We start from the raw sequence: 22,389 nt of genomic DNA, 5'->3' as shown, positions 1-22,389 counted from the left end.
TATTTAATGGTTGGTTGATCTTTTTAGATCAGGTTTTATATTAAAATCGCCTATACGATTCGGTTAATTCAAATACTTTTGTCAAAATGTTTTTTTCTGCCTCATCAAAAGCCACATCTTTTCTTGCAAATACCTTTCCGGTTGTTTCGAACATTTTGTGCAATTTATAGGTATCGAAACCGGCGGCACCGCCCCAACTAAAATCGGCGATGTGATTTGGTGGAAAACCAGCTCCAAAAACATTGGCCCCAACCCCTACTACGCTACCGGTATTAAACATGGTATTTATGCCAGCTTTAGCGTGGTCGGCCATAATCAGGCCACAAAACTGCAGGCTGGTATTCCGCATCTTCCGATCTTCATAATCATAAAGTTTCACTTCTGCGTAATTATTTTTCAAATTTGAATTGTTGGTATCGGCGCCGATATTACACCACTCGCCCATTACCGAATTGCCCAGATACCCTTCATGGCCTTTGGCCGAATTACCCCAGATTACAGCATTGTTAATTTCACCACCGGCACGACTATTGGGACCAATTGTGGTACCCGAATATATCTTCGAACCCATTTTTATGGACGAATTTTCGCATAATGCAAAAGATCCCCTGATTAAAGAGCCTTCCCAAACCTCTGCATTTTTACCGATGTAAATTGGCCCATAAGTACTATTAAACACGCAGCATTCGGCCTTTGCACCTTCCTCCATAAAAATATCGTCGCCTAACAACTGATTGGTACTGCTTAGTTTTGCAGAGCTGCGTCCTTCGGTTAACAGTTTAAAATCTTTTCTGATCTCTGCCGGGTTATTTCCAAAAATATGCTCCGGATAAACAATCCGGGTAAAATCTCCGGGATATTCAATCTGTTTTAACAACTTAACGGCTTCGGGATCGTGCTGATCAGAAATGTAAGCTACAACAATATCATTTTTATGAAGTGCTTCACCTGCTTTTAGCCCAGAAATTGCCTCAATTAAGGATTCATCAGGACACACAGCGCCATTTATAAATAAATCGGCATTGGGTTTTGGTGCAAATTTAATGGAAAGGTAATCCTGGGTATAAAAACCAAAATCAGCATTTAAATATCTTGCCCATTTTTCGGCAATGGTTAGAATACCAATCCGTAAATCGGCCACAGGCCTGGTAAACGTAAGCGGACGTAAGGACATCCAGGAAGCATCATCAAATAAATTGATTGTCATAAGCAGCAAAAATAAAAAAAGTCCCGATGCTTTTGGCAAAGGGACTTCAAAAAATGCTTTTTGTTGCTAAAATTATTTCTTAGCGTAACGGTTTTTGAACTTATCGATACGTCCTGCTGTATCAACCAATTTCATTTTACCAGTATAAAAAGGGTGTGAAGTGTGAGAAATCTCTAATTTATAAAGCGGATACTCGTTACCATCTTCCCATTTAATTGTTTCTTTAGTATCTACACAAGATTTTGTTAAGAAAGCATATTCGTTAGACATGTCTTTAAAAACAACTGGTCTGTAGCTTGATGGGTGCAAATCTTTTTTCATTTGAATATTATTTTTAGTTATTTGTGTGAAAGCATCAAGAACATTCTTGCAATTTGCTGGCAACAACGCTTATGACATTTCCTATTAGTCTTTCTACCTCTATTTTAGAGGATGCAAATATCCTAATTTTATTTTTGATTTACAAGCCTAAATAAAGAATTTTAAATTATATGTTTTTTCCGCCTGCGGAGGAGCAAAAACATACCGTAGCCGAATGGGGCAAAAGTAAACTTTTAAAGTTTAATATTGTTTTTCAGATATTTAAAAAATATATGTAAATTTGAGATATGAGAAAACACGGCGAATTAGAGAGCATCATCCATGCAGATAGCAGCGGGAAGCTCTATATAAAAAGTCCTGATTTTTTTGCACAGCCAAGAGTTATCCAGATGGTGGGTGCATTAATGCAATCAAATATCTTCAAAAAGATAGAAAAGGACAAAAACAAAAAATAGCCTGATAAATGCCTTTTAACCTACTTTTGTTTCCTCTTGTAGGCGGCTATTATATATTAATCAGGTTCAGGTATTTACGCTATGTACAATACCGGCTCGAAAGTCAGCGTATCTTATTAAATTCCGCTTTTGCAGGCATCTTATTACTTGGCGCATGTTTTATATTAAGGGCAATTTTTATTGCCATCTGGCCAGAAGCAGTTGAATACCTTAGCAAATTACTCCCCATCCATGCACCTTATTTCGGCACCACAAGCTTGTCATTATTCGTTGCAGTTGCGGCCACAGAAATAGCTAATCTATTTATCAATCGCCTTAAAGCCATTAAAAAAGCGATAGCGACTTCAGGAAATGAGTTTGAATTGCTACTAAGTTCGTCTTTTTTTGATGCCCATCTTTTACAGTTTACCATGGATAGCGGCAAATTCTATATTGGATGGGTAAAAGAATTGCCAAAACCGTTTACCACCAGTTATATCCGCATTACCCCTGCCTTTAGCGGTTACCGCAAGGCTGATGATAGGGAATTGGTTTTTACCACGCAGTATCTAACCGTTTATGCCAGTTATATTGAGGATGGATCCGTAGCAAATACCGATGAGCTGAAAACGGATCTTGTGCTGAAAGCAGATAAGATCAACTCGGTTTCATTTTTCGATATGGATATGTATAACCGCTTTAATCCTTCGCAAGAATAAGCACACGTTTAGAAATGATATAGTTTTCACTGACGATAAAAAACGGATATCTCTACCATCCAAATATTGTAAACATAGTGTTTTATAAAAATTAGACACGTGCCAAGATCAGCTAAAGATAACGGAACATATTTCATTTTTTTGTTTTGGAAATGAAAGAACTATGTTTCATAGAAGTGGGTTTTCCCTGCTGTACCTCCTGCCGATTAAAGGATCGGCTTCCGTCCCATCAGGTTTATCATTAAGGTATCGTTATAGATAAAACATTATTGGAAAAGGCACGACGAAGCGAATTTAATCCTTTTTCGGACTATATTTCTTCCAGGTTTCTATTTTGGCCTTCTGCCGGGCAATATAAGCATCAGCAATGACTTCAGCTGAACTGGAGTCTTCAACCGTCTCCAGCAATTCCTTTAATTTATACTGATCCACATCCGCTTTATATAAAATCTGGATCAGTTTAGGAAAATCGTTATCGATGAGGTAAGCAAAGGCATCAACCAGAACCGTACGCAATTGATTTTCGGAAAGCTGATCTGGAATATCGAAATCTTTGCTGATGATATTGATTAGTGACATAGAATAGGATTTTTAAGATTACAGGATTTCAGGATCAGGAGCTTTAAAATTATCTGTTTTATGCAATTGTTCCGCCCTAGAACCACAGGCCAAATTTAAATAAACCTGATAAAAGCGGCAGCACCCGATTCTTCATCGGGACTATAGCGGTTAGCAGGGCTGTAGATGCTATAAAATGCGGAACCGTTCGTTTTCAAGTGAGGTTATATATAAAATACTGAATTTCCATATGAGTGAGGTAACTGATTCCTTATGCCATACAGCCCGGTCTTGGCTCGGCTCGCCGCCGCCGAGAGGGCTCTTACTTTTGGCTTGATCCAAAAGCAACAAAAGATCAAGGCTTGCAGCGTTTTTTATTCGCTAATGTTGTTTTTATCGGTATAAAAGATTGCTGCGCAATTCCTTGTAAAAAGCTACGGAAATCTCGATAACGGCAGCATCGAGGCTTTTACCCTTTGCTTAGTCCACCGCTCCCGCTTTGATCCTGCCTCGGGCTGTAGGCTACGAGAGGGAAACTGCAAAGATTTTCGTGCTTTTTCCGGCGGAAATCTGCCAGGCCAGGTAGCAGATCGCATGATGCAGAGATACTTTCGGTTATCGCGGGTACCAAATTCGAAAATAATATAAACTCGACGACAAATTAAGCCACTTTCCCTTTTACCTTTCCCATCTTCCATCTTGCCTTTTCCATCTTGCCTTTTCCATCTTACATCCTCTAAATCCATTTAATCTCCTGGCAGATTTCAATCAGCACGCCAGTGGTATCTTTTGGATGAACAAAACATACCATTTTATTATCTGCTCCTTTTTTGGGCGATTCGCTAAGCAATACAAACCCCTCCTGGTGAAGCCTTTCCATTTCGGCCAGAATATCATCAACCAGGAAAGCGATATGATGAATGCCTTCTCCTTTTTTCTCAATAAATTTCGCAATTGCACTGTCAGGAGCAGTAGCCTGAAGCAACTCTACCTTGTTCTCGCCGGTTTTAAAAAAAGCGGTATTGACCAATTCGGATGCCACCTGTTCCGTTTTATAACAATCGGTATTAAGCAGTTTTTCATAAATGGCAATGGAACGGTTAAGGTCTTTTACCGCGATACCGATGTGTTCTATCTTTTTCATAGAATATAAGGTTATGTTAATGTAAAAATGCAGCTTTTCTCTATAAGCTCATAGCTATTATTTATAATTGTTAAATAAGTTTTTTCGTATCTTTGTGGTATAATTAACAGAATAGAGATGAAACAGCCGATATATTTAGATAATAATGCTACAACACCGTTAGATCCACGTGTGCTGGAAGCCATGCTACCTTACTTTACCGAAAAATTTGGAAACGCCGCAAGCCGTAACCATGCCTTTGGATGGGTGGCTGAAGAGGGTGTAGATTACGCCCGCGAGGAGGTAGCCAAATTAATCGGCTGTACTGAAAAAGAAATTATTTTTACATCAGGTGCTACCGAAGCCGATAACCTGGCGATTAAAGGTGTATTTGAAATGTACAAAGAAAAAGGTAACCACATTATCACCGCGGTTACTGAACATAAAGCAGTTTTAGATACCTGCAAACACTTAGAAAAAAATGGCGCACGCGTTACTTATTTAGGTGTTAAAGAAGATGGTTTAATTGACCTAGCTGAATTGGAAGCGGCCATGACGCCTGAAACGATTTTAGTTTCAATCATGTATGGCAATAACGAAATCGGTGTAATTCAACCGGTTAAAGAAATTGCGGCTATTGCACATAAACATGGTGCATTATTTATGACCGATGCTACGCAGGCAGTAGGTAAAATCCCGGTTGATGTAAATGCCGATGGTATTGATTTAATGGCTTTCTCGGCTCACAAAATGTACGGCCCGAAAGGTGTTGGTGCACTTTACGTTCGCCGTAAAAACCCAAGGGTTAAAGTTACTGCACAAATGGATGGTGGTGGCCACGAGCGCGGCATGCGTTCTGGTACTTTAAATGTTCCAGGTATAGTAGGTTTAGGTAAGGCTTGCGAACTTTGCCGCCTGGAAATGGAAAGTGAAGCTATTCGTTTATCGGCTTTACGCGATAAATTAGAGTCTACTTTAAGCAAAATGGAAGAAAGTTATGTTAATGGTAATACCCAACACCGTTTACCGCATGTAGCCAATATTTCTTTTAAATATGTTGAGGGTGAGGGTTTGATGATGGCGATGAGCGATTTGGCGGTATCTTCAGGATCAGCTTGTACTTCGGCTTCTTTAGAGCCATCTTATGTATTGAAAAGTTTGGGTTTATCTGATGATTTGGCACACTCTTCCATCCGTTATGGTTTAGGAAGGTTTACTACTGAAGCAGAAATAGACCAGGCCATTGAAGTAACGCAAAAAGCGGTAAATCACCTCAGAGAACTTTCTCCACTTTGGGAAATGTTTAAAGAAGGAATCGATTTGAGTAAAATTGAGTGGGCAGAACACTAAGCCAGTTGGGAGTTTGCAGTTTGGCATAACTAAACTGGCAATTGAAAACTGATAATTGAAAATTAATTAAAAATTTACTCCGTAAGGAGATTAAAAAATAAAAACATGGCATATTCAGAAAAAGTAATTGATCATTACAATAACCCACGTAATGTAGGTACTTTAAATAAAGACAGTAAATTTGTAGGCACCGGGTTAGTTGGTGCGCCTGAGTGTGGCGACGTAATGCGCCTGCAGATTGAGGTTGGAGAAGATAACGTAATTACCGACGCCAAATTTAAAACGTTTGGTTGTGGTTCAGCTATTGCTTCTTCATCTTTAGCAACAGAATGGTTGAAAGGCAAAACAATAGATGAGGCATTGGCTATTGATAACATGGATATTGTGGAAGAATTGGCTTTGCCTCCGGTAAAAATCCACTGCTCAGTTTTGGCAGAAGATGCAATCAAATCTGCTATTAACGATTACCGTGTTAAAAATGGTTTAGAAGCAATTGCGCTGGAAAAATCACACCACTAGACTAGATGTGAGACAATAGATTTGAGATGTGAGGCCAGCTAACTTAGGCGTACAGATACTTCTCAAATCTCATCTCTCAAATCACAAATCTTTATTACTATGATTACGATAACAGATAAAGCAAAAGACAAAATTGAGCACCTAATGCAGGATTCGGAAATGGGTTCTGATTACTTTTTACGTGTTTCAGTAAAAGGTGGTGGTTGCTCTGGTTTATCATACAATTTAGATTTCGATAACGAGGAACAAAAAGGAGATCAGTTTTTTGAGGATAAAGGAATTAAAATTGCTTTAGATATGAAATCTTTCCTTTACCTGGCCGGAACTGAACTCGATTTCACTGATGGTTTGAACGGAAAAGGTTTCAATTTTGTAAATCCGAATGCCAGCCGTACCTGCGGCTGTGGCGAAAGTTTCTCCGTGTAAATTTTAAAAGCAAAAAAGAAAGCGGCTTTGGATCCTTCCGAAGCCGCTTTCTTTATTTAAATAGAGATGGATTACTGCTAAAAGTATTTCTTTCGCTAACAGCAACAGTTTTGCTATTAAAATCTGTAGGTCCGGAAGTATAATCGCCATCATAGGCAACTCTGCCCTGCCCCTCTTTGATGGTATTTGGTCCTGAATGAGAATCATCAATATTAATAATACCTGCGATTCCGTTTTTAATATTAATGCCGTCTTTTTCTCCTGACATTAAAAAAGCATAAAAATTGTAACCACCGTTTCTGTACGCTTTTACCTTTCCGTAAACGGTAAACCTATTTCCATTGCCACTAATCGCGGTTACAACACTCGTATCTGCCGCACCAATAAAGTTTTTACCCAACATTTTTATGCTAAAATCGCTGGTACTTTGCTCATAAAGTTTAACCACGCCATCATTAAGCACATAACCAGGCTGATAGGTATCGTAGGGTATATTACTGCTTTTTATGGTAAAAGGTTTAAATAGATAAGCGCCATTTACATTTGGAGGCGTGGTCCCCTTATTTACAGTAAATCCCAGTTTGGTCAGGCTATCTACATACTTTTGCGGGATAATGTCTTCTATTTTCTTGGTCAAGATTTCTTCATCGCTCGGATTAACATCGTTGTTTTTAGAGCAAGCCGTAAATTGCAGCGTCACCCGCTATTAAAGCAAATGCGCATCCTCTTGCTACCATCGTTAATTTTGTTATTGTTTTTCTCATCTTGCAATTTTTTAATTTTAAGTTGTAAAAAGCCCGTTGCAACTGTAGTGCCACTAGCAATTATTTAAGGCTAATGGACGAAAAATAACGACAAACCACTATATAGAGCTACCTAAAATCAAGTAGTTGAGTTTAGCTTTTAAAGAGATTACTGCCTGTTTTTTACAGTCTGTGTACACGACTAATTTTACTTTTTATCTAATTTTAGAACAGGTTGATCATCCTGTTGCCATTTTTAAACCAAAAAGCCTTATAATTGTTAATTATAATCAGCAGACCAAATTACGAGCATGCCATTAATAAACGAATTTTCAACTGTTCCTACCTTATTGCGGAATGTTGTAAAAAATATTCATAAACCTCAGGAAACCTTTTTGATCCACAAACAGGGCGCGGAATGGACTGAAATTTCCTATGAAGATACTTTAAAAAGAGCCGATGCAGTTTCTGCATTCTTTCTGGAAAAAGGCATAAAAAAAGGCGATCGTTTAGGTTTGATGATTGAGAATTCTCCGGAATATGTATATTATGACCAGGGCATCCAGCAGATTGGCGTAATCAATGTTTCCATCTATCCTACACTCTCTGAGCAGGAAGTAGCTTATATCATTAACGACTCTGGTATAAAAGCTATTCTGGTTGGAAATAACTTCCTTTATCGCAAAGTATTAAAGGTAGCGGCCAACTGCAGGCAATTAAAATATATTATCCCTGCGTTCAAAGATTTTGAAAAAGTGACCATTCCTGCAGATGTAGAGGTAGAAGTGATCGCCTTTTCTGATATTCTGGCACTCAAACATCAGATTACGGCCGCAGAAAGGGCTGAAATTGAGCAGTGTAGAAGTTTAGTTTTACCTGAGGATGTTTCTTCCTTAATTTACACTTCAGGAACAACCGGAACGCCTAAAGGCGTAATGCTTACCCATTATAATTTTGTAAAAAATGTAGAGGTTTGTCTGCAGCAGATTCCGGTAATCGATCAGACGGAGACATTCCTTTCTTTCTTACCGTTATCGCACGTTTTCGAACGTACCGCAACTTACCATGTTTGCTGCGCCCAGGGCTGTAAGATAGCTTTTGCACAAAGTTTAGAGTTACTGGCCAAAAACATGGGCGAAGTTCGTCCTACTGTAATGAGTTGTGTGCCGCGATTACTGGAACGCATACATGACAAAGCAATTAAAGGTGGTACTGCAGGCGGCGGCACAAAAGCGAAAATATTTACCTGGGCACTGGAAATTGGCAATAAGTATAGGCTAGTAAAAGAAGCAGGTGAAAACCCAGGTCTGATCCTATCGGCAAAAAAAGGCATTGCCGAGAAACTGGTGTTCAGTAAAATTAAAGAAAAAACCGGTGGACGTTTAAAATTCATGATTTCGGGCGGTGCTGCACTGCCCAAAAATGTAGGCGAGTTTTTTGGCGATCTGGGGATAAAAATACTGGAAGGTTTTGGATTGACCGAAACATCGCCGGTAATGTCGGTTACCGAATACCACAGACAGGTTTATGGTACTGTTGGCCGCATTATCCCTGGCATTGAAGTAGCCATACAGGATGTGGATAGTAAAGAAATGATCAGTATCCAAACCCACCATACGTTCAGCGAAGATTTCGAATGTGCTGAAGGGGAAGTAATTGTACGTGGCCATTGCGTGATGAAAGGTTATTTTAATAAACCTGCAGAAACTGCCGAAGCGATAGATAAGGATATGTGGTTCCACACGGGTGACATTGGCCGTTTTTATAAAGGTAATCTTCAGATCACGGATCGTTTAAAAAATATGATCGTAAATGCCTACGGTAAAAACGTATATCCTACGCCGGTGGAAAACATTTACTTAAAGAGTCCGAAAATCGATCAATTGTTTTTGATCGGCGATAAACGTGAGTTTATTACCGCCATCATTATTCCCAACCGCGAAACTCTAGAAGAAACCTTTAAACTTAAACCTTCATTTTTTGAAGAAGCCGATCCTTTTATCCGAAATCCGGAAATTATAGATTGGATGGAACAGGACATCAAAAAAATATCTAACGAACTGGCCAAATTTGAGCGCATCAAAAACTTTAAGATCAAGCGCAATCCTTTCAATATAGACGAGGGAGAAATCACCCCTACCCTGAAAGTTAAACGCCGTATCGTTGAGAAGAAATATGCAGAAGCGATTGACGAAATGTACGAGGAAGGCGTGGAAGCGGAATCATAATTAAAAGGGCCATCATTATAAATTAATTGTGGCCCTTTATTTATAAAGCATCAGTTACAGATCCATTCCATTTGCATCAGTTGATAATATCTCGCTCATGTAGTCAAAAAAGGGGCGCATATTTTTAAATCCCTGATTGCAGTAGCCGAGGAAGTCCGTACTCAAAACCTCCTCATCGGTAAATTGATGAATCAACAAGAATTGTTTGTAGCGTAGCAAATCGATGTCCTGATGATCTGCATCAAAGCCTTTTGGAGCTGTTTTTAATTGTTCTCCTTTCAATGACCCGAAAAAAGAAGCAAAAGATTCTACACTTAGTATTTCCCGCAAAGGCGCGGCATCAAAACTGATCTGCTCCCTTATTAGTTTTAGATCTTGCGGCGAAGGCCCGAAAAAGCCACCTGCCACAAAGCTATTGCCTGGTTCGATATGGAAATAATAGCCACCTCTCCTTAGTTTGCCAGCACGTTTAAAACTTCCGCTCCAATGTGTTTTGTAGGGCGTTTTATCATTTGAAAAACGCGTATCCCGATAAATCCGGTATAAACTCTTCTTTCCGGATGCTGTTTCAATTACATCATGGGTATTCATTAAATCCAACAACTGCTGCGCAAAAGATTCTATGTAGCCTAGCTCCTTCTGATAGGCCATTTTATGATCATTAAACCAATTGCGTTCATTGTTATTTTTTAACAATCTTAAAAACTCAAAACTAGAAAGTGGTATTTGTTTTATATCGGGCATAGTTTTTAAGGGCTAAATCATTCAGGCAAATATAATATCCATAAAGCACTAAATTCATATCGCGTACCCATAAAATTGCAATGATTCACCTTAAAAGCATTCTTGCTTCCATTCTATCATCGTAGAATAAATACCTTGGGTATCTTAAATTTCACGTTTTTATCTCCTTGTTTTTTCACGTCCTAAAAGCCATTTTTATCTAAACAAAGCATTTATTAATTACAATACCTTTCTTATCTTTGCCAGAAGGTGTCTTTTCAAAGAATGATGTTTGAAATGATATCTGTTACAATAAACACATTGCAAATTCTTACTTTTGCAAAAAATACCCGAGATGAGTATAGGATTATCAGAACAAGAGCAATTACGACGTGAGTCGCTAAAACAACTACGTGCATTAGGCATTGAACCCTATCCTGCAGAAGCTTATGAAGTAAATGCTTATGCAGCAGACATATTAACTAATTATGAAGTAGATAAGACAGCATACAAGACAGTAGTATTAGCCGGTAGAATTATGAGCCGAAATATTATGGGCGCTGCCTCTTTTACGGAGTTACAGGACTCTACCGGCAGGATTCAGATCTACTTAAAACGTGATGAACTTTGTCCGGGGGAAGATAAAACACTATACAACACGGTATTTAAAAAACTTTTGGATATCGGCGATTTTATTGGCGTTAAAGGTTATGTTTTCACTACGCAAACCGGAGAAATTTCCGTACATGTAACTGAATTTAAAGTACTTTCTAAGTCATTACGCCCATTACCAATTGTAAAACGTGATGATGAAGGAAACGTATATGACGGATTTACCAACCCGGAACTGCGTTACCGTATGCGTTATGTAGACTTAACGGTAAATCCTGATTACAAACAGATTTTCATCAAACGCAGCAAGGTGATTAATACCATGCGCAGTTATTTTGATAACCAGGGCTGGATGGAAGTGGAAACCCCAATCCTACAGCCTATTCATGGTGGTGCAGCGGCACGTCCGTTTGCCACACACCACAATACTTTAGATATGCCACTTTATCTGCGCATAGCAAATGAGCTTTATCTAAAAAGATTAATCGTGGCTGGTTTTGATGGAGTGTATGAGTTTGGTAAAATGTTCCGCAATGAAGGCATGGACCGTACCCATAATCCTGAATTTACCTCAATGGAAATTTATGTGGCCTATAAAGATTATATCTGGATGATGGCCATGGTTGAGGAATGTTTAGAAAAAGTAGCTATTGCAACAACAGGTTCAGCATTGGTTAAAGTAGGTGAGCATGAAATAAATTTCGAAGGGCCTTACGAGAAACTGACCATGTACGAATCCATCCAAAAATATACGGGTATTGATGTGTCTGCAATGACCGAGGATGAGATTGCACAAACCTGTAAAGATCTTGGTATCGAAATAGATGATACCATGGGGCGTGGTAAATTAATCGATGAGATTTTCGGTGCGAAAGTAGAAGCAAATTTAATTCAGCCAACCTATATTACCGATTACCCGATCGAAATGACGCCACTGGCTAAAAAACACCGTACGGCTGAAGGCTTGGTGGAGCGTTTTGAGCTATTTGTGAATGGTAAGGAAATCGCCAATGCTTATTCAGAATTAAACGATCCGATTGACCAGAAAGAACGTTTGGAAGATCAGTTAAAATTAGCTGCCCGAGGTGATGATGAAGCGATGGCGATGGATGATGATTTTGTACGTGCGTTAGAGTATGGCATGCCGCCAACATCAGGTTTAGGTATTGGTATAGACCGTTTGGTGATGTTAATGACTAACCAAAGTACGATCCAGGAAGTTCTTTTCTTCCCGCAGATGCGCCCGGAGAAAAAGAAAATTGAGATGAGCGCTGAAGAAAGTGAATTGTATGCATTGGTAAAAGAAAACGAACAGTACCTGTTAACTGACGTAAAAGCAAAATTGACCGACTGGAGCAATAAAAAATGGGATACCACCTTAAAGGCATTAACAGGTAAAGGTATTTTGAAAGTTGCCAAAACAGACGACGGCTTATTCCTATCACATAAATAGCATTTGTTAACCCACCGGTAAAATACCGGACTGGTTTTTAACAAAAACATAACATAAACTTAAAAGGCTTGCTAATAATTGTTTAGCAAGCCTTTTCTATATTTACAGCAATCGATAAATAAAATCATTTGCGATATGAATACATCAAGTTTAGAAATCAACGAAAGAGAGTACTGCATAAAATTGAGTAAAGATGCATTCGATTTAACACTGGTTCGTCAATTAATCAAAAGAATCCAGGCCGAAGCTTTGTTCTTCTCCAGAAAACAGGTTGAAGAAGATGATATCTTAAGCAAAAGAGCCCAAAGAGAAGACTTTGAAGGTTTTGATTATTTGGGTGATAAATAGTCAGTTCGCAATTGGCAGTAAGCGGTTAAAGGTTCAAATAACGATTAACCAGTTAACTTTTTTTAAACAGTTAACCGATTAACCAGTTTGAACAATTAACCTTTCTAGTCAACATCCAAAGATCCTTCTACTGAATCATCCATCGTTTTTCCGGTAATTACGGATGCAGCCATTTTTAAAAAGGCAACAGCGGTGCCATGTTTGGTGTCCCAGTAATAGCCTTCTGATGGAATTACTTTGATCAGCGTAATATTCGGGTCGTCTTTCCCTCCCTGAAACCACGTTTTAATAAACGGACTCCAAAGTTCGTCTATTTTAGCCTGATCCCTGCTGATTTCTGAAATACCATATATGTTTACAAAACCTGAATGGGCGCCGGCCTGAAATAATAAGTGTGTAAAAGGATCAGCCGAAATCTCTTCATTTTTATGACTGTCTTTCATGCTCATGAACCAGATATTACCTTCATCATCAACCTGCTGAATGGCCATTGGCCTGACTGATAGCGGCACGCCTGTTTTGATATTGGTACAAAAAAAGCAGCTTTCAGCTTTCTCAGCCAGCGTTCTCAGTTTTTCGACAGCTTCTTTACCGCCTAAATCCTGGATATTATTTTCTTCCTGAGTATTGTTTGTACTCCCCTCTTGTGATATTGCCATAATTTTGAAATTTTATATAAACTACAATGGAAAGTTGAGTTTGGTTTTGATTTTTTGACTATGGCGGATCTGCTGTAAAAAAGTCGTCATTGCGAGAAGGAACGATCGGAAACTGTATCAGCGACCCGCCAACTACATACAGATCATCTCCCAAGATATTAAACTGTATAAGAAATCATAGCTGCAACCGCTGCTAAGTGTCTACAACAGTATTCCATTTATCGGGCTGTATGTCGCACAAACCCCTGTTCCTAAACACGATTAAGCGGAATAGCCCGGAGCGCAGCGAGGACTATAAGCGAAAGCGGGGCTGCAAGCCGCCAAGAACTAACGAACGCTCATTTCCTAATCCAAAATATTATCATCAAAGAAGCGCTCTGTAAAACACCAGATACATAAAGATTAGACACCAAAAAAAAAGCCACCTCATTTCTGAAATGGCTCTGTATACGATACAATCAAGACTATCTGTAACGGACCTGCTGCTGTTTATCCATCATACCCATCTGATCTTTCATTTGTTTAATCTGATCGGCCAGCAATTTATTCTTATCTGCTTTTTTAGCCTCAGCCAGGTACATGGTTGCCTCACGTTTATTGCGTTTAGCCATGGCAATACCTGCCAAACTTAATTTTGCGAGCGCAATATTATGATCCATCTGCATACCCAATGCAAGTGATTTCTTGAAATACTTCTCGCTCTGCATCGGCGCTGTTCTACTTTCAATCAAGCCGATCAATAAGTTATAATAACCGTGCTGCACTTTAATCAACTGGGTTTCATAATTGGTAATGCGGTCTAAAAACATTTTTGCTTTGGGCATGTTATCTTTTCTAAGAAACCACTGTGCTAAAAGCATGTTTTCATTAAAGAAATATGTTACCAGTACAATTATCCCCAATAAAATGGCAATAATACCCCAAGGCCAGAAACCGAAAATAAATAAAGCTACTGCGCCACCCAGTAAAGCAAACCCCGCAATTAATCTGATGATATTTGGCATAAATTTTATCCTAATTATTTTTTTTGCAAATATCGTGTTTAAATGGCACAAATTAGATTTTAAAACAATAATTTCAATAAAAATTTAAAAGCTCAAAAAAAACATCTGTAAACTATGAAAATGTTCTTATCCATAACCCTAATCATACTTGCAATGAACGTTTCTGCACAAGATTTGAATAAAAAAATACACGACGAAGTCCACAACAAGGATATACTAATTAACGCTTGTACGCGAGAAGGCATTACTACTTTCCCCGAATTTAAGGAAATGTATGATCCACTTTATGAGGCATATGTGCCTGATGCCGCAACAATGATCGAACTAAAAAAATTAGTCAGGAACGAAAAAATCAAAATTGTTTTAGGAACCTGGTGTGGCGACAGTAAGGCTAACGTACCCAATTTTCTTAAAATATTAGATGCCCTGCACTTTAAAGAGAAAAACGTAGAGATTATTGCTGTTGATGGAAACAAAAAAGCCGAGAATGGACTATTGAATGGCCTGGATATTAAAATGGTACCAACTTTCATTGTTTTTGATAAAAAAGACAAAGAATTGGGACGGATTATTGAAGGACCTAAGACCACATTAGAGGGAGATTTATTGGAAATATACAAGAAGAAATCTTAAATTTTTCTGAGTTTTTTTTGGTTCATGGTTCATAGTTTGATAGTTCATGGTTGATTGCGGAAGTATTTGATAACAGACAACCTATTGGCCTATGTCGATCTACCCTGACGATTGATTATAGTCTGTCAAACCATTGACTAAAATTTATTTACAGACATTACCCATAATCCATTTTAAATCATACATCTTACATTTAATATACATCAGCACTATGTCAGCAGCACTAGAACCGGGATGGTTAGCCGTTTTAGAAGAAGAATTTGAAAAAGACTATATGATTAAACTGAAGTCTTTTTTACAGGAGGAAAAACAGAGGGGTGCAACTATTTATCCCAAGGGTGCGGATATTTTTAATGCATTAAATACGACGCCATTTGATAAAGTAAAAGTTGTGATTTTGGGCCAGGACCCTTATCATGGTGTGGGACAGGCACACGGTTTATCATTTTCGGTACAACGCGGTATTGCGGTTCCGCCTTCGTTAAAAAACATATACAAAGAGCTGGAAACTGATATTGAAGGTTTTAAGACGCCAAACCACGGTCATTTAACGCACTGGGCAGAACAAGGTGTATTGTTATTGAATGCGACTTTAACCGTTCGCGCTTCAGAAGCTGGCTCACACCAAAACCGCGGTTGGGAAATTTTTACTGATGAAGTGATCAAGGCTTTATCTCAGAAACGCGAACATATTGTATTTTTATTGTGGGGCAGATATGCACAGCAAAAAGTTGCACTAATCGATCAGAAAAAACATTATGTATTAACAGCTGCTCACCCGTCGCCATTTTCAGCCTATAATGGTTTCTTTGGATCGAAACATTTTTCTAAAGCCAATCAATTGTTGGTGCAGAATAATTTAAAACCGATCGACTGGAATTTACCGGCCTAATGAATACCTACTTTATTAGCGGCCTCGGAGCTGATCGGCGGATTTTTTCCAAATTAAAACTTAGTGAAAAGATCAAAGTTATCCATATTGACTGGATTGATCCTCATAAAAATGAGTCACTTGAAGCTTATGCTGAACGACTAAGCCGGGTTATTGATACCTGCCAGCCGTTTGCTTTGGTAGGTGTATCGTTTGGTGGGATGATTGCAGTGGAAATTGCTAAAATATTACAGCCTGTAGCAACGATTATTGTGTCTAGCACCATGTTAAGTCAACATTTACCAGCATTATACCGCTTTGCCGGAAAGCTTAAACTGTTAAAGTTTATCCCGGCCAGGCTTTTAAAAGCATCTAACCAACTTACGCAGCATTATTATTTTGGCACACGGTCTGGTAGTGAGAAAACACTGCTGGGCAGGATTATAAAAGATACTGATCCTCATTTTCTTAAATGGGCAATTGGAAGCATTTTAAGCTGGCAAAATAAAACTAAACCGGAAAGGATTTTTCACATCCACGGCACGAATGATAAAATCCTCTATTCGACAAAGGCAATGCCTGATTTCGTAATCGAAAATGGAACGCATTTTATGGTTTATCAAAATGCGAAGATAATTTCTGGCATTATTGACGATTTGATATTGAACCACGGAATCAACTAAAATCTATCAAATGACGGTTATAAATGATCGTCATCTCCTGAAGAACACCTGGTGAGATATCCATTTTTAAATTTCACTACTGCGCTACTCCGTAAGACGACGATCGTTAAAGGAATTAGAATTTTAATCCTTAAATTTCTTCATGAAATTGCTTATACTTTCTTCTAAATTCCCATCAGCAATGGCTTTAACGAAAGCCGTACCAATAATGGCTCCATCTGCATAAGAACATGCCTTATCGAAAGTTTGTTTATCGCTGATCCCGAAACCGATCATGGTTGGGTTTTTAAGGTTCATGGCTTTGATGCGGCCAAAGTAAGCTTCAGTGGTATCACCTACCTCTAAGTTTTTACCTGTTGTAGCAGAAGATGACAAGAGATAGATAAATCCATTCGTCAAACCATCAATTTTACGAATACGCTCCTCAGTGGTTTGAGGAGTAATTAAAAACACATTGCTTAAATTGTATTTCTCAAAGCAATCTTTATAAAATTCCTCATACTCTACCATTGGCAAATCCGGTACAATACAGCCGTCTACCCCAACTTCGACACAAGCTTTACAAAAATTCTCTACGCCAAACTGCAAAACCGGATTTACATACCCCATTAACAAAACCGGGATAGTTACGTGTTTACGTAAGTCTTTCAGTTGCTCAAAAAGCAGTTTAAGGGTCATGCCCTGATCTAAAGACTGTTTGCTACTGGCCTGGATCACTGGTCCATCGGCAACAGGATCTGAATATGGAAAGCCTATCTCCAGTATATCTGCGCCTGATTTCTGCAGTGCTTCAGCAATCTGAATGGTATCGCCGGTGTTAGGATAACCGGCAGTGTAATAAATTGATAATATATTTTTCTTCTCCTGAAAGAGTTGTTTAATTCTGTTCATACCCCATACCCCTAAAGGGGCTTTATTAATTGTGTGAAAAATTACCTCATAAGTCCCCTTTAGGGGATTTAGGGATTATAAATTAAAATATTTAATATAAGTATCCAGATCCTTATCGCCGCGACCGGAAAGGCAAACCACTACATTTTCGCCACCTTTAAATTCCATTTTTTCCAAATAAGCCAGGGCATGTGCACTTTCTATCGCAGGAATAATGCCTTCCAGTTTGGTACACAATAAACCTGCTTCCAGACTTTCATCGTCAGTAATGGAAACATATTGCCCACGACCGGTTTTAAACAAATGTGCATGCTGAGGACCAATGCCTGGATAATCCAGTCCAGCCGAAACCGAATGAGGCTCTACTACCTGACCGTCTGGCGTCTGCATTAAAATACTTCTACTGCCATGCAAAACCCCTTCATTGCCCAGATAGGTAGTGGCTGCTGATAATCCACTTGAAACACCTTTTCCTGCTGCTTCAACAGCGATCAGTTTTACATGTTCATCATCCATGAAGTGGTAGAACATGCCCATGGCGTTACTTCCACCACCCACACAGGCTAATACATAATCAGGCTGATCGCCTCCGGTTTGTTCCAGAAGCTGTTTTTTGGTTTCCTCGGAGATAATCGACTGGAAAATCGCCACCATATCAGGGTAAGGATGTGGCCCCACAACTGAACCGATAATATAATGCGTATCAACCGGATTGTTGATCCAATCGCGCATGGCCTCATTGGTAGCGTCTTTCAAAGTTTTACTCCCAGAACTTGCCGGAACTACTTTTGCACCCAACATTTTCATGCGGGCCACGTTTGGTGCCTGTCGCTCGATATCCACCTCACCCATGTAAATCACACACTCCAGGTTGCGCAATGCACAAACCGTCGCGGTAGCCACACCGTGCTGGCCGGCACCGGTTTCGGCAATAATCCGTTTTTTCCCCAGTTTTTCGGCCAGTAAAATCTGCCCGATGGTATTGTTGATTTTATGCGCCCCGGTATGGTTTAAATCTTCTCTTTTTAGGAAAATATTGGCGCCGTAGCGTTCCGAATATCTTTTGGCCAGGTATAAAGGCGAAGGACGCCCTACATAATCTTTTAACAGCTGATGAAACTCCTTCTGAAAATCAGGATCAGCAATGATCTTTAAATAATTATGACGCAGTTCTTCTACATTCGGATAAAGCATTTCAGGGATGTACGCACCGCCAAAATCCCCGTAATATCCTTTTTCGTTTACTTTGTATTTCATGATATCTATCAACTAGTCTGTCACATGGAGCTCGTCGAAATTCTTTACTAGGATTTCTTCTACAGGCTCAGGATGACATTAATTTGTATTCATTTCTTTAATAAATTCTTTAATCTTTTCAGCATCTTTCAACCCGGGTTCAGTTTCGAACCGGCTGTTGATGTCTAGTGCATATAAACGATCATCGTTTATGCTTTTAATCGCAGTGGTATGTTCCAAATCAATCCCACCACTTAAAAAATATGGTTTTGTGTATGTATATTGGTCCAAAGCAGACCAGTTAAATGTTTTTCCTGATCCGCCATGTGCTCTTGTCTTGGTATCAAACAAGAAATAATCTGTCACCTTTAAATAAGCTTCCAAAGTCGAAAAATCGAAATCTTCGTCTATTCCAAACGCTTTGATAACCTCTAACGATGAGAAGCTTGATTTTAATGCTTCACAGTATTCAGGCGATTCGCTGCCATGTAACTGAACAGCTTTTAACTTCAGTAAGTTTACTTTATCTTTTACTTTTTTAAGGTCTTCATTTACAAAAACACCCACGGTTTTAATTTCTGCAGGAATGTATTTAATCAGTTCGGCAGAAACATCGCTGATCAACCTGGGCGATTTACCATAAAAGATAAAACCCAGATATTCCGGATGTAACTCAGCGACGGCCGCAATGTTAGCAGCTAAACGCATGCCGCAAACCTTTAATTTCAGCATGCCAGTAACTGTTTAAAACTGTTTAAAGCTTTTTTGCTCATCAGCGATTCTTCTGCTTCATAGTAGCAATCGGCAAATGAAAGTTCAGGCTTGATGGTCCGGATAGCGAGTGCAGAGTTGCATAATACCACATTGTTCTGCACATCAGTCGCCTCGCCATTAAGCACATCCACAAATATTTTAGCTGACGACTCTACGGTATCACCACCTTTAATTCCATTGACATCCACTTTTTCAAAGCCCATATCGCCAAGGGTTAAAATCTGTTCTCCCTTATTCGAAAAGGTTTTCACATCGCAGGTTAACGAAATCTCATCATAACCCTCCAGTGCATGTACAATGGTATAATTTTTATCGGTATCCTGGTATAAATAAGCATATAAACGAGCCAGTTCCAAACTAAAAACGCCTACCATCTGGTAATTTGGTTGCCCTGGGTTAACCATTGGCCCAAGCATATTAAAAAATGTTTTTACGCCCAATTCTTTCCGGATCGGTGCCACAATTTTAATGGCGGGGTTAAAAAGCGGTGCATGCAAAAAGCAAATGCCTGCCGCATCCAGATTGCGCTTTAAAGTAGTTTCATCGTTGGTAAAGCTGTAGCCCAGGTATTCCATCACATTTGATGATCCGCAGCCCGATGAAACCCCGTAGTTACCATGTTTAGCCACATGATGCCCTGCCCCTGCTACCACAAATGAGGACAAGGTAGAAATGTTGAAAGTATCTTTCCCGTCACCACCGGTACCACAAAGATCGATCAGATCGTAAGCGGAAAGGTCAACCTTTACGCACATATCCAACATGGCGTCCCTAAAGCCCTGTAACTCTTGTACCGTGATATTCCGCATGGCATAAGCAGTAATAAAAGCGGCAATCTGCGAAGAATTAAATGCTCCCTCAGAAATGGAAATTAAAATATTTTTGGCTTCTTCCCTGCTAAAGCTCTTGTTCTCGAATAAATGGTTTAATATTTTTTTCATGTTTCTTACTTCTTATCGTCATTCTGAACTTGTTTCAGAATCTTCAGTCCGGATGCTGAAATAAATCCGATAGCTATCGGATCAGCATGACGATCACTCAAAAATTTATCTAAGCCATAGTTTATGTTTCCACAAACCATCTGTGTCCGTTCCGGTCTCTGGAGACGTGAGCCATGGCGATCTTTAAAAAATTGCATAAAAAAAGGATTGCTTTTTGGGCAATCCTCTTCGTTGTATTTAAAATATTTTAAAAATATATAACAATAGAACTTGCCTAACGAATTTCGTTATGCCACCACCAATTGTTATTTAAGTTTTTAATGATCATGTTTGTATAAAGCAAATATTGACATTGTTTTTTAATATTCCAAAATCTTTCTAAAAATATATGGTTTTCTTTAAAAGAAAAGTACAGTTTAATGATGATTTCGGTTTCGGTTCCAATCCCGTGACCAAAAATCAGCGCATGCTAAACCCGGATGGTTCTGCAAATATCGAGCGTACCGGCCTGCCCTGGTTTAAGTTCGATGATACCTACACCCGCCTGGTCACGATGAGCTGGGCGAGGTTTTTCTTTGTCATTCTGATAGCTTACCTGGTTGTAAATACCATATTTGCAGTGTTATATAACGTTGTCGGGATTGAAAATTTAGAAGGTGCTAAAGGTCTTACCTTTCGTGATCACTTTTTTGATGCCTTTTTCTTTTCGGCCCAAACCATTTCTACGGTGGGTTATGGCCATATTTCTCCACAGGGATTTGCAACCAGTATTTTAGCTGCTTTCGAAAGTATGCTTGGGCTGTTGGCATTCGCATTGGCTACAGGATTATTGTATGGGCGCTTTAGCCGGCCTACTTCTAAAGTGAGTTTCAGTAAAAAAATGGTGATTGCACCTTACGAAAAAGGTCATGGTTTAATGTGCCGTTTGGTTAATTTACGCCGTAACCAACTTATCGAGGTAGAAGTGCAGATGGTAATGTCGTACAATGAAACCGTAGATGGCAAAAATGTGCGCAGGTTTTATCCTTTGACATTAGAACGCGATAAAATCGGCATCCTCTCTTTAAACTGGACTTTGGTACACCCTATCACCGAAGAAAGTCCTTTATACGAAAAATCGTTAATGGAACTGCAACAGGCAGAGGTCGAAGTTTTCGTCATGCTTAAGGCATTTGATGATACATTTTCCCAAACCATTCATACGCGCACCAGCTACCAGGATGAAGATATAGAAATGGATGCAAAGTTTGAAAAAATGTTTTACCATAACGAAGAAGGTAAACTGGTAATGGATTATAGTAAGTTGGATAAGATTATCCCGTCGGTATAGGTTTCCACGATTCACTTTTAAAAGATTCATTGTTTTTTGGAAAGCAGGGTTCTGTGCCAGTTGGTTACGGTAGTCCCGCCATTCCACTGCAATCTTTTTGTCACCCTGTCATCCTGAGGGATAATTTATTTTATAAAAATCAATATAAATGACGTAACTAATTATTTATGCCATACAGCCCAGTCTTGCCTCGGCTCGCCGCCGCCGAAGGGCTCTTACTTTTTGGCATCAAAAAGTAACAAAACCGAGGCATTGCCGAGCTCATTAATACAGATAAAAAACAATAGACAAACATTAATAAAATGCCGGCTGAAAATTTTTCTTTTAAAGCAAGTAATAGGGCTTGGTCAGTAGAATCCGAAAAATTTGTTAGGCCGGACTTAAGTAGAACGGGGGGCACAGTGCGAAGGCCTTTTTGGATGGAAATGCATATTTCATAAATGTTTAACTATCAAATAATTACAAAATAACGTCAATGGTAGGAATAATTTATGGTATAAAAATCAATATAAATGACGTAACTGATTTCTTATGCCATACAGCACAGTCTTGCCTCGGCTCACCGCCGCCGAAGGGCTCTTACTTTTTGGCATCAAAAAGTAA

General features: G+C 39.1%; 24 protein-coding genes. 12 read left to right on the top strand and 12 right to left on the bottom strand.

Going from position 1 to position 22,389, the window contains the following annotated elements; all coding sequences use genetic code 11:
* Positions 1-40: 40 nt before the first annotated feature.
* Complete coding sequence (locus tag QZ738_RS17815; protein ID WP_293789099.1) at positions 41-1,207, bottom strand: putative sugar nucleotidyl transferase; 1,167 nt, start codon at positions 1,205-1,207, stop codon at positions 41-43.
* 72 nt (positions 1,208-1,279) lie between these two features.
* Positions 1,280-1,528, bottom strand: a complete 249-nt coding sequence (locus QZ738_RS17810; RefSeq protein WP_010601831.1) for a type B 50S ribosomal protein L31 — start codon at positions 1,526-1,528, stop codon at positions 1,280-1,282.
* A gap of 287 nt (positions 1,529-1,815) precedes the next feature.
* Between QZ738_RS17810 and QZ738_RS17805 the strand changes: the two genes are divergently transcribed.
* Together QZ738_RS17805 and QZ738_RS17800 are read left to right on the top strand one after the other, a co-directional pair.
* Positions 1,816-1,983 (top strand): hypothetical protein, encoded by a 168-nt coding sequence (locus tag QZ738_RS17805; protein WP_293789096.1) that lies wholly within the window; start codon positions 1,816-1,818, stop codon positions 1,981-1,983.
* A gap of 8 nt (positions 1,984-1,991) precedes the next feature.
* The gene (locus QZ738_RS17800; protein WP_293789095.1) at positions 1,992-2,681 is read left to right on the top strand and encodes a hypothetical protein; all 690 of its coding nucleotides are present in this window, start codon (positions 1,992-1,994) and stop codon (positions 2,679-2,681) included.
* 294 nt (positions 2,682-2,975) lie between these two features.
* Here QZ738_RS17800 and QZ738_RS17795 read toward each other — a convergent pair whose 3' ends face one another.
* Together QZ738_RS17795 and mce are read right to left on the bottom strand one after the other, a co-directional pair.
* Complete coding sequence (locus QZ738_RS17795; protein ID WP_293789094.1) at positions 2,976-3,260, bottom strand: hypothetical protein; 285 nt, start codon at positions 3,258-3,260, stop codon at positions 2,976-2,978.
* Positions 3,261-3,975: 715 nt separating this feature from the next.
* On the bottom strand, positions 3,976-4,383 hold the full coding sequence (mce, locus tag QZ738_RS17790; protein WP_293789093.1) for a methylmalonyl-CoA epimerase: 408 nt from the start codon (positions 4,381-4,383) through the stop codon (positions 3,976-3,978).
* A gap of 117 nt (positions 4,384-4,500) precedes the next feature.
* On the opposite strand from mce, the gene QZ738_RS17785 reads away from it, so the two are divergent.
* The 3 genes from QZ738_RS17785 (at position 4,501) to QZ738_RS17775 (ending at position 6,657) form a co-directional block, all read left to right on the top strand.
* A complete protein-coding gene (locus QZ738_RS17785) occupies positions 4,501-5,712 on the top strand; it encodes an IscS subfamily cysteine desulfurase (RefSeq protein ID WP_293789091.1) in 1,212 nt (403 codons plus the stop codon).
* A gap of 105 nt (positions 5,713-5,817) precedes the next feature.
* Positions 5,818-6,231 (top strand): Fe-S cluster assembly scaffold IscU, encoded by a 414-nt coding sequence (iscU, locus tag QZ738_RS17780; RefSeq protein WP_039476200.1) that lies wholly within the window; start codon positions 5,818-5,820, stop codon positions 6,229-6,231.
* A gap of 99 nt (positions 6,232-6,330) precedes the next feature.
* Positions 6,331-6,657, top strand: a complete 327-nt coding sequence (locus tag QZ738_RS17775; RefSeq protein ID WP_090987437.1) for an iron-sulfur cluster assembly accessory protein — start codon at positions 6,331-6,333, stop codon at positions 6,655-6,657.
* A 52-nt stretch (positions 6,658-6,709) separates the two neighbouring features.
* Here the strand turns inward: QZ738_RS17775 and QZ738_RS17770 are convergent, their stop codons facing one another.
* Positions 6,710-7,357 (bottom strand): hypothetical protein, encoded by a 648-nt coding sequence (locus QZ738_RS17770; RefSeq protein ID WP_293789089.1) that lies wholly within the window; start codon positions 7,355-7,357, stop codon positions 6,710-6,712.
* A gap of 354 nt (positions 7,358-7,711) precedes the next feature.
* On the opposite strand from QZ738_RS17770, the gene QZ738_RS17765 reads away from it, so the two are divergent.
* On the top strand, positions 7,712-9,628 hold the full coding sequence (locus QZ738_RS17765) for a long-chain fatty acid--CoA ligase (protein WP_293789076.1): 1,917 nt from the start codon (positions 7,712-7,714) through the stop codon (positions 9,626-9,628).
* A gap of 54 nt (positions 9,629-9,682) precedes the next feature.
* On the opposite strand, the gene QZ738_RS17760 is transcribed toward QZ738_RS17765, so the two are convergent.
* Complete coding sequence (locus QZ738_RS17760) at positions 9,683-10,372, bottom strand: DUF2461 domain-containing protein (RefSeq protein WP_293789074.1); 690 nt, start codon at positions 10,370-10,372, stop codon at positions 9,683-9,685.
* Between the two features lie 334 nt (positions 10,373-10,706).
* On the opposite strand from QZ738_RS17760, the gene lysS reads away from it, so the two are divergent.
* Entirely contained in the window at positions 10,707-12,416 is a 1,710-nt protein-coding gene (gene lysS / locus QZ738_RS17755) for a lysine--tRNA ligase (protein ID WP_293789073.1), read from the top strand.
* A 135-nt stretch (positions 12,417-12,551) separates the two neighbouring features.
* Positions 12,552-12,764, top strand: coding sequence for a hypothetical protein (locus tag QZ738_RS17750; protein WP_293789072.1), 213 nt, complete (start codon positions 12,552-12,554; stop codon positions 12,762-12,764).
* A 104-nt stretch (positions 12,765-12,868) separates the two neighbouring features.
* Here the strand turns inward: QZ738_RS17750 and QZ738_RS17745 are convergent, their stop codons facing one another.
* Both QZ738_RS17745 and QZ738_RS17740 read right to left on the bottom strand, forming a co-directional pair.
* Positions 12,869-13,423: a pyridoxamine 5'-phosphate oxidase family protein gene (locus QZ738_RS17745; RefSeq protein ID WP_293789070.1), complete on the bottom strand. Its 555-nt coding sequence runs from the start codon at positions 13,421-13,423 to the stop codon at positions 12,869-12,871.
* Between the two features lie 464 nt (positions 13,424-13,887).
* Positions 13,888-14,427, bottom strand: coding sequence for a hypothetical protein (locus QZ738_RS17740; protein WP_090496042.1), 540 nt, complete (start codon positions 14,425-14,427; stop codon positions 13,888-13,890).
* A gap of 153 nt (positions 14,428-14,580) precedes the next feature.
* Between QZ738_RS17740 and QZ738_RS17735 the strand changes: the two genes are divergently transcribed.
* The 3 genes from QZ738_RS17735 to QZ738_RS17725 all read left to right on the top strand — a co-directional run bounded on the left by QZ738_RS17735 (position 14,581) and on the right by QZ738_RS17725 (position 16,614).
* Positions 14,581-15,060 (top strand): thioredoxin family protein, encoded by a 480-nt coding sequence (locus QZ738_RS17735; protein ID WP_293789068.1) that lies wholly within the window; start codon positions 14,581-14,583, stop codon positions 15,058-15,060.
* A 211-nt stretch (positions 15,061-15,271) separates the two neighbouring features.
* Entirely contained in the window at positions 15,272-15,952 is a 681-nt protein-coding gene (gene ung / locus QZ738_RS17730) for a uracil-DNA glycosylase (RefSeq protein ID WP_293789067.1), read from the top strand.
* Positions 15,952-16,614, top strand: a complete 663-nt coding sequence (locus QZ738_RS17725) for an alpha/beta hydrolase (protein WP_293789066.1) — start codon at positions 15,952-15,954, stop codon at positions 16,612-16,614. The genes ung and QZ738_RS17725 overlap by 1 nt, the downstream gene beginning before the upstream one ends.
* 123 nt (positions 16,615-16,737) lie before the next feature.
* Here QZ738_RS17725 and trpA read toward each other — a convergent pair whose 3' ends face one another.
* The 4 genes from trpA to trpD form a co-directional block, all read right to left on the bottom strand.
* Positions 16,738-17,505 carry a tryptophan synthase subunit alpha gene (trpA, locus tag QZ738_RS17720; RefSeq protein WP_293789065.1) on the bottom strand — a complete coding sequence of 256 codons (768 nt, stop codon included), beginning with the start codon at positions 17,503-17,505 and terminating at the stop codon, positions 16,738-16,740.
* 75 nt (positions 17,506-17,580) lie between these two features.
* Entirely contained in the window at positions 17,581-18,762 is a 1,182-nt protein-coding gene (gene trpB / locus QZ738_RS17715; protein WP_293789064.1) for a tryptophan synthase subunit beta, read from the bottom strand.
* 78 nt (positions 18,763-18,840) lie between these two features.
* Positions 18,841-19,473, bottom strand: a complete 633-nt coding sequence (locus QZ738_RS17710; RefSeq protein ID WP_293789063.1) for a phosphoribosylanthranilate isomerase — start codon at positions 19,471-19,473, stop codon at positions 18,841-18,843.
* Positions 19,467-20,456 carry an anthranilate phosphoribosyltransferase gene (gene trpD / locus QZ738_RS17705; protein WP_293789062.1) on the bottom strand — a complete coding sequence of 330 codons (990 nt, stop codon included), beginning with the start codon at positions 20,454-20,456 and terminating at the stop codon, positions 19,467-19,469. The genes QZ738_RS17710 and trpD overlap by 7 nt, the downstream gene beginning before the upstream one ends.
* Before the next feature lie 388 nt (positions 20,457-20,844).
* Here trpD and QZ738_RS17700 point away from each other — a divergent pair, with 388 nt between their 5' ends.
* Complete coding sequence (locus QZ738_RS17700) at positions 20,845-21,786, top strand: ion channel (RefSeq protein ID WP_293789061.1); 942 nt, start codon at positions 20,845-20,847, stop codon at positions 21,784-21,786.
* Positions 21,787-22,389 lie beyond the last annotated feature (603 nt).

The organism is uncultured Pedobacter sp., from assembly GCF_913776295.1.
Classification (GTDB): domain Bacteria; phylum Bacteroidota; class Bacteroidia; order Sphingobacteriales; family Sphingobacteriaceae; genus Pedobacter.
Note: the sequence above shows the minus strand (reverse complement) of the source record. Positions and strands in the feature narration are given on the sequence as shown.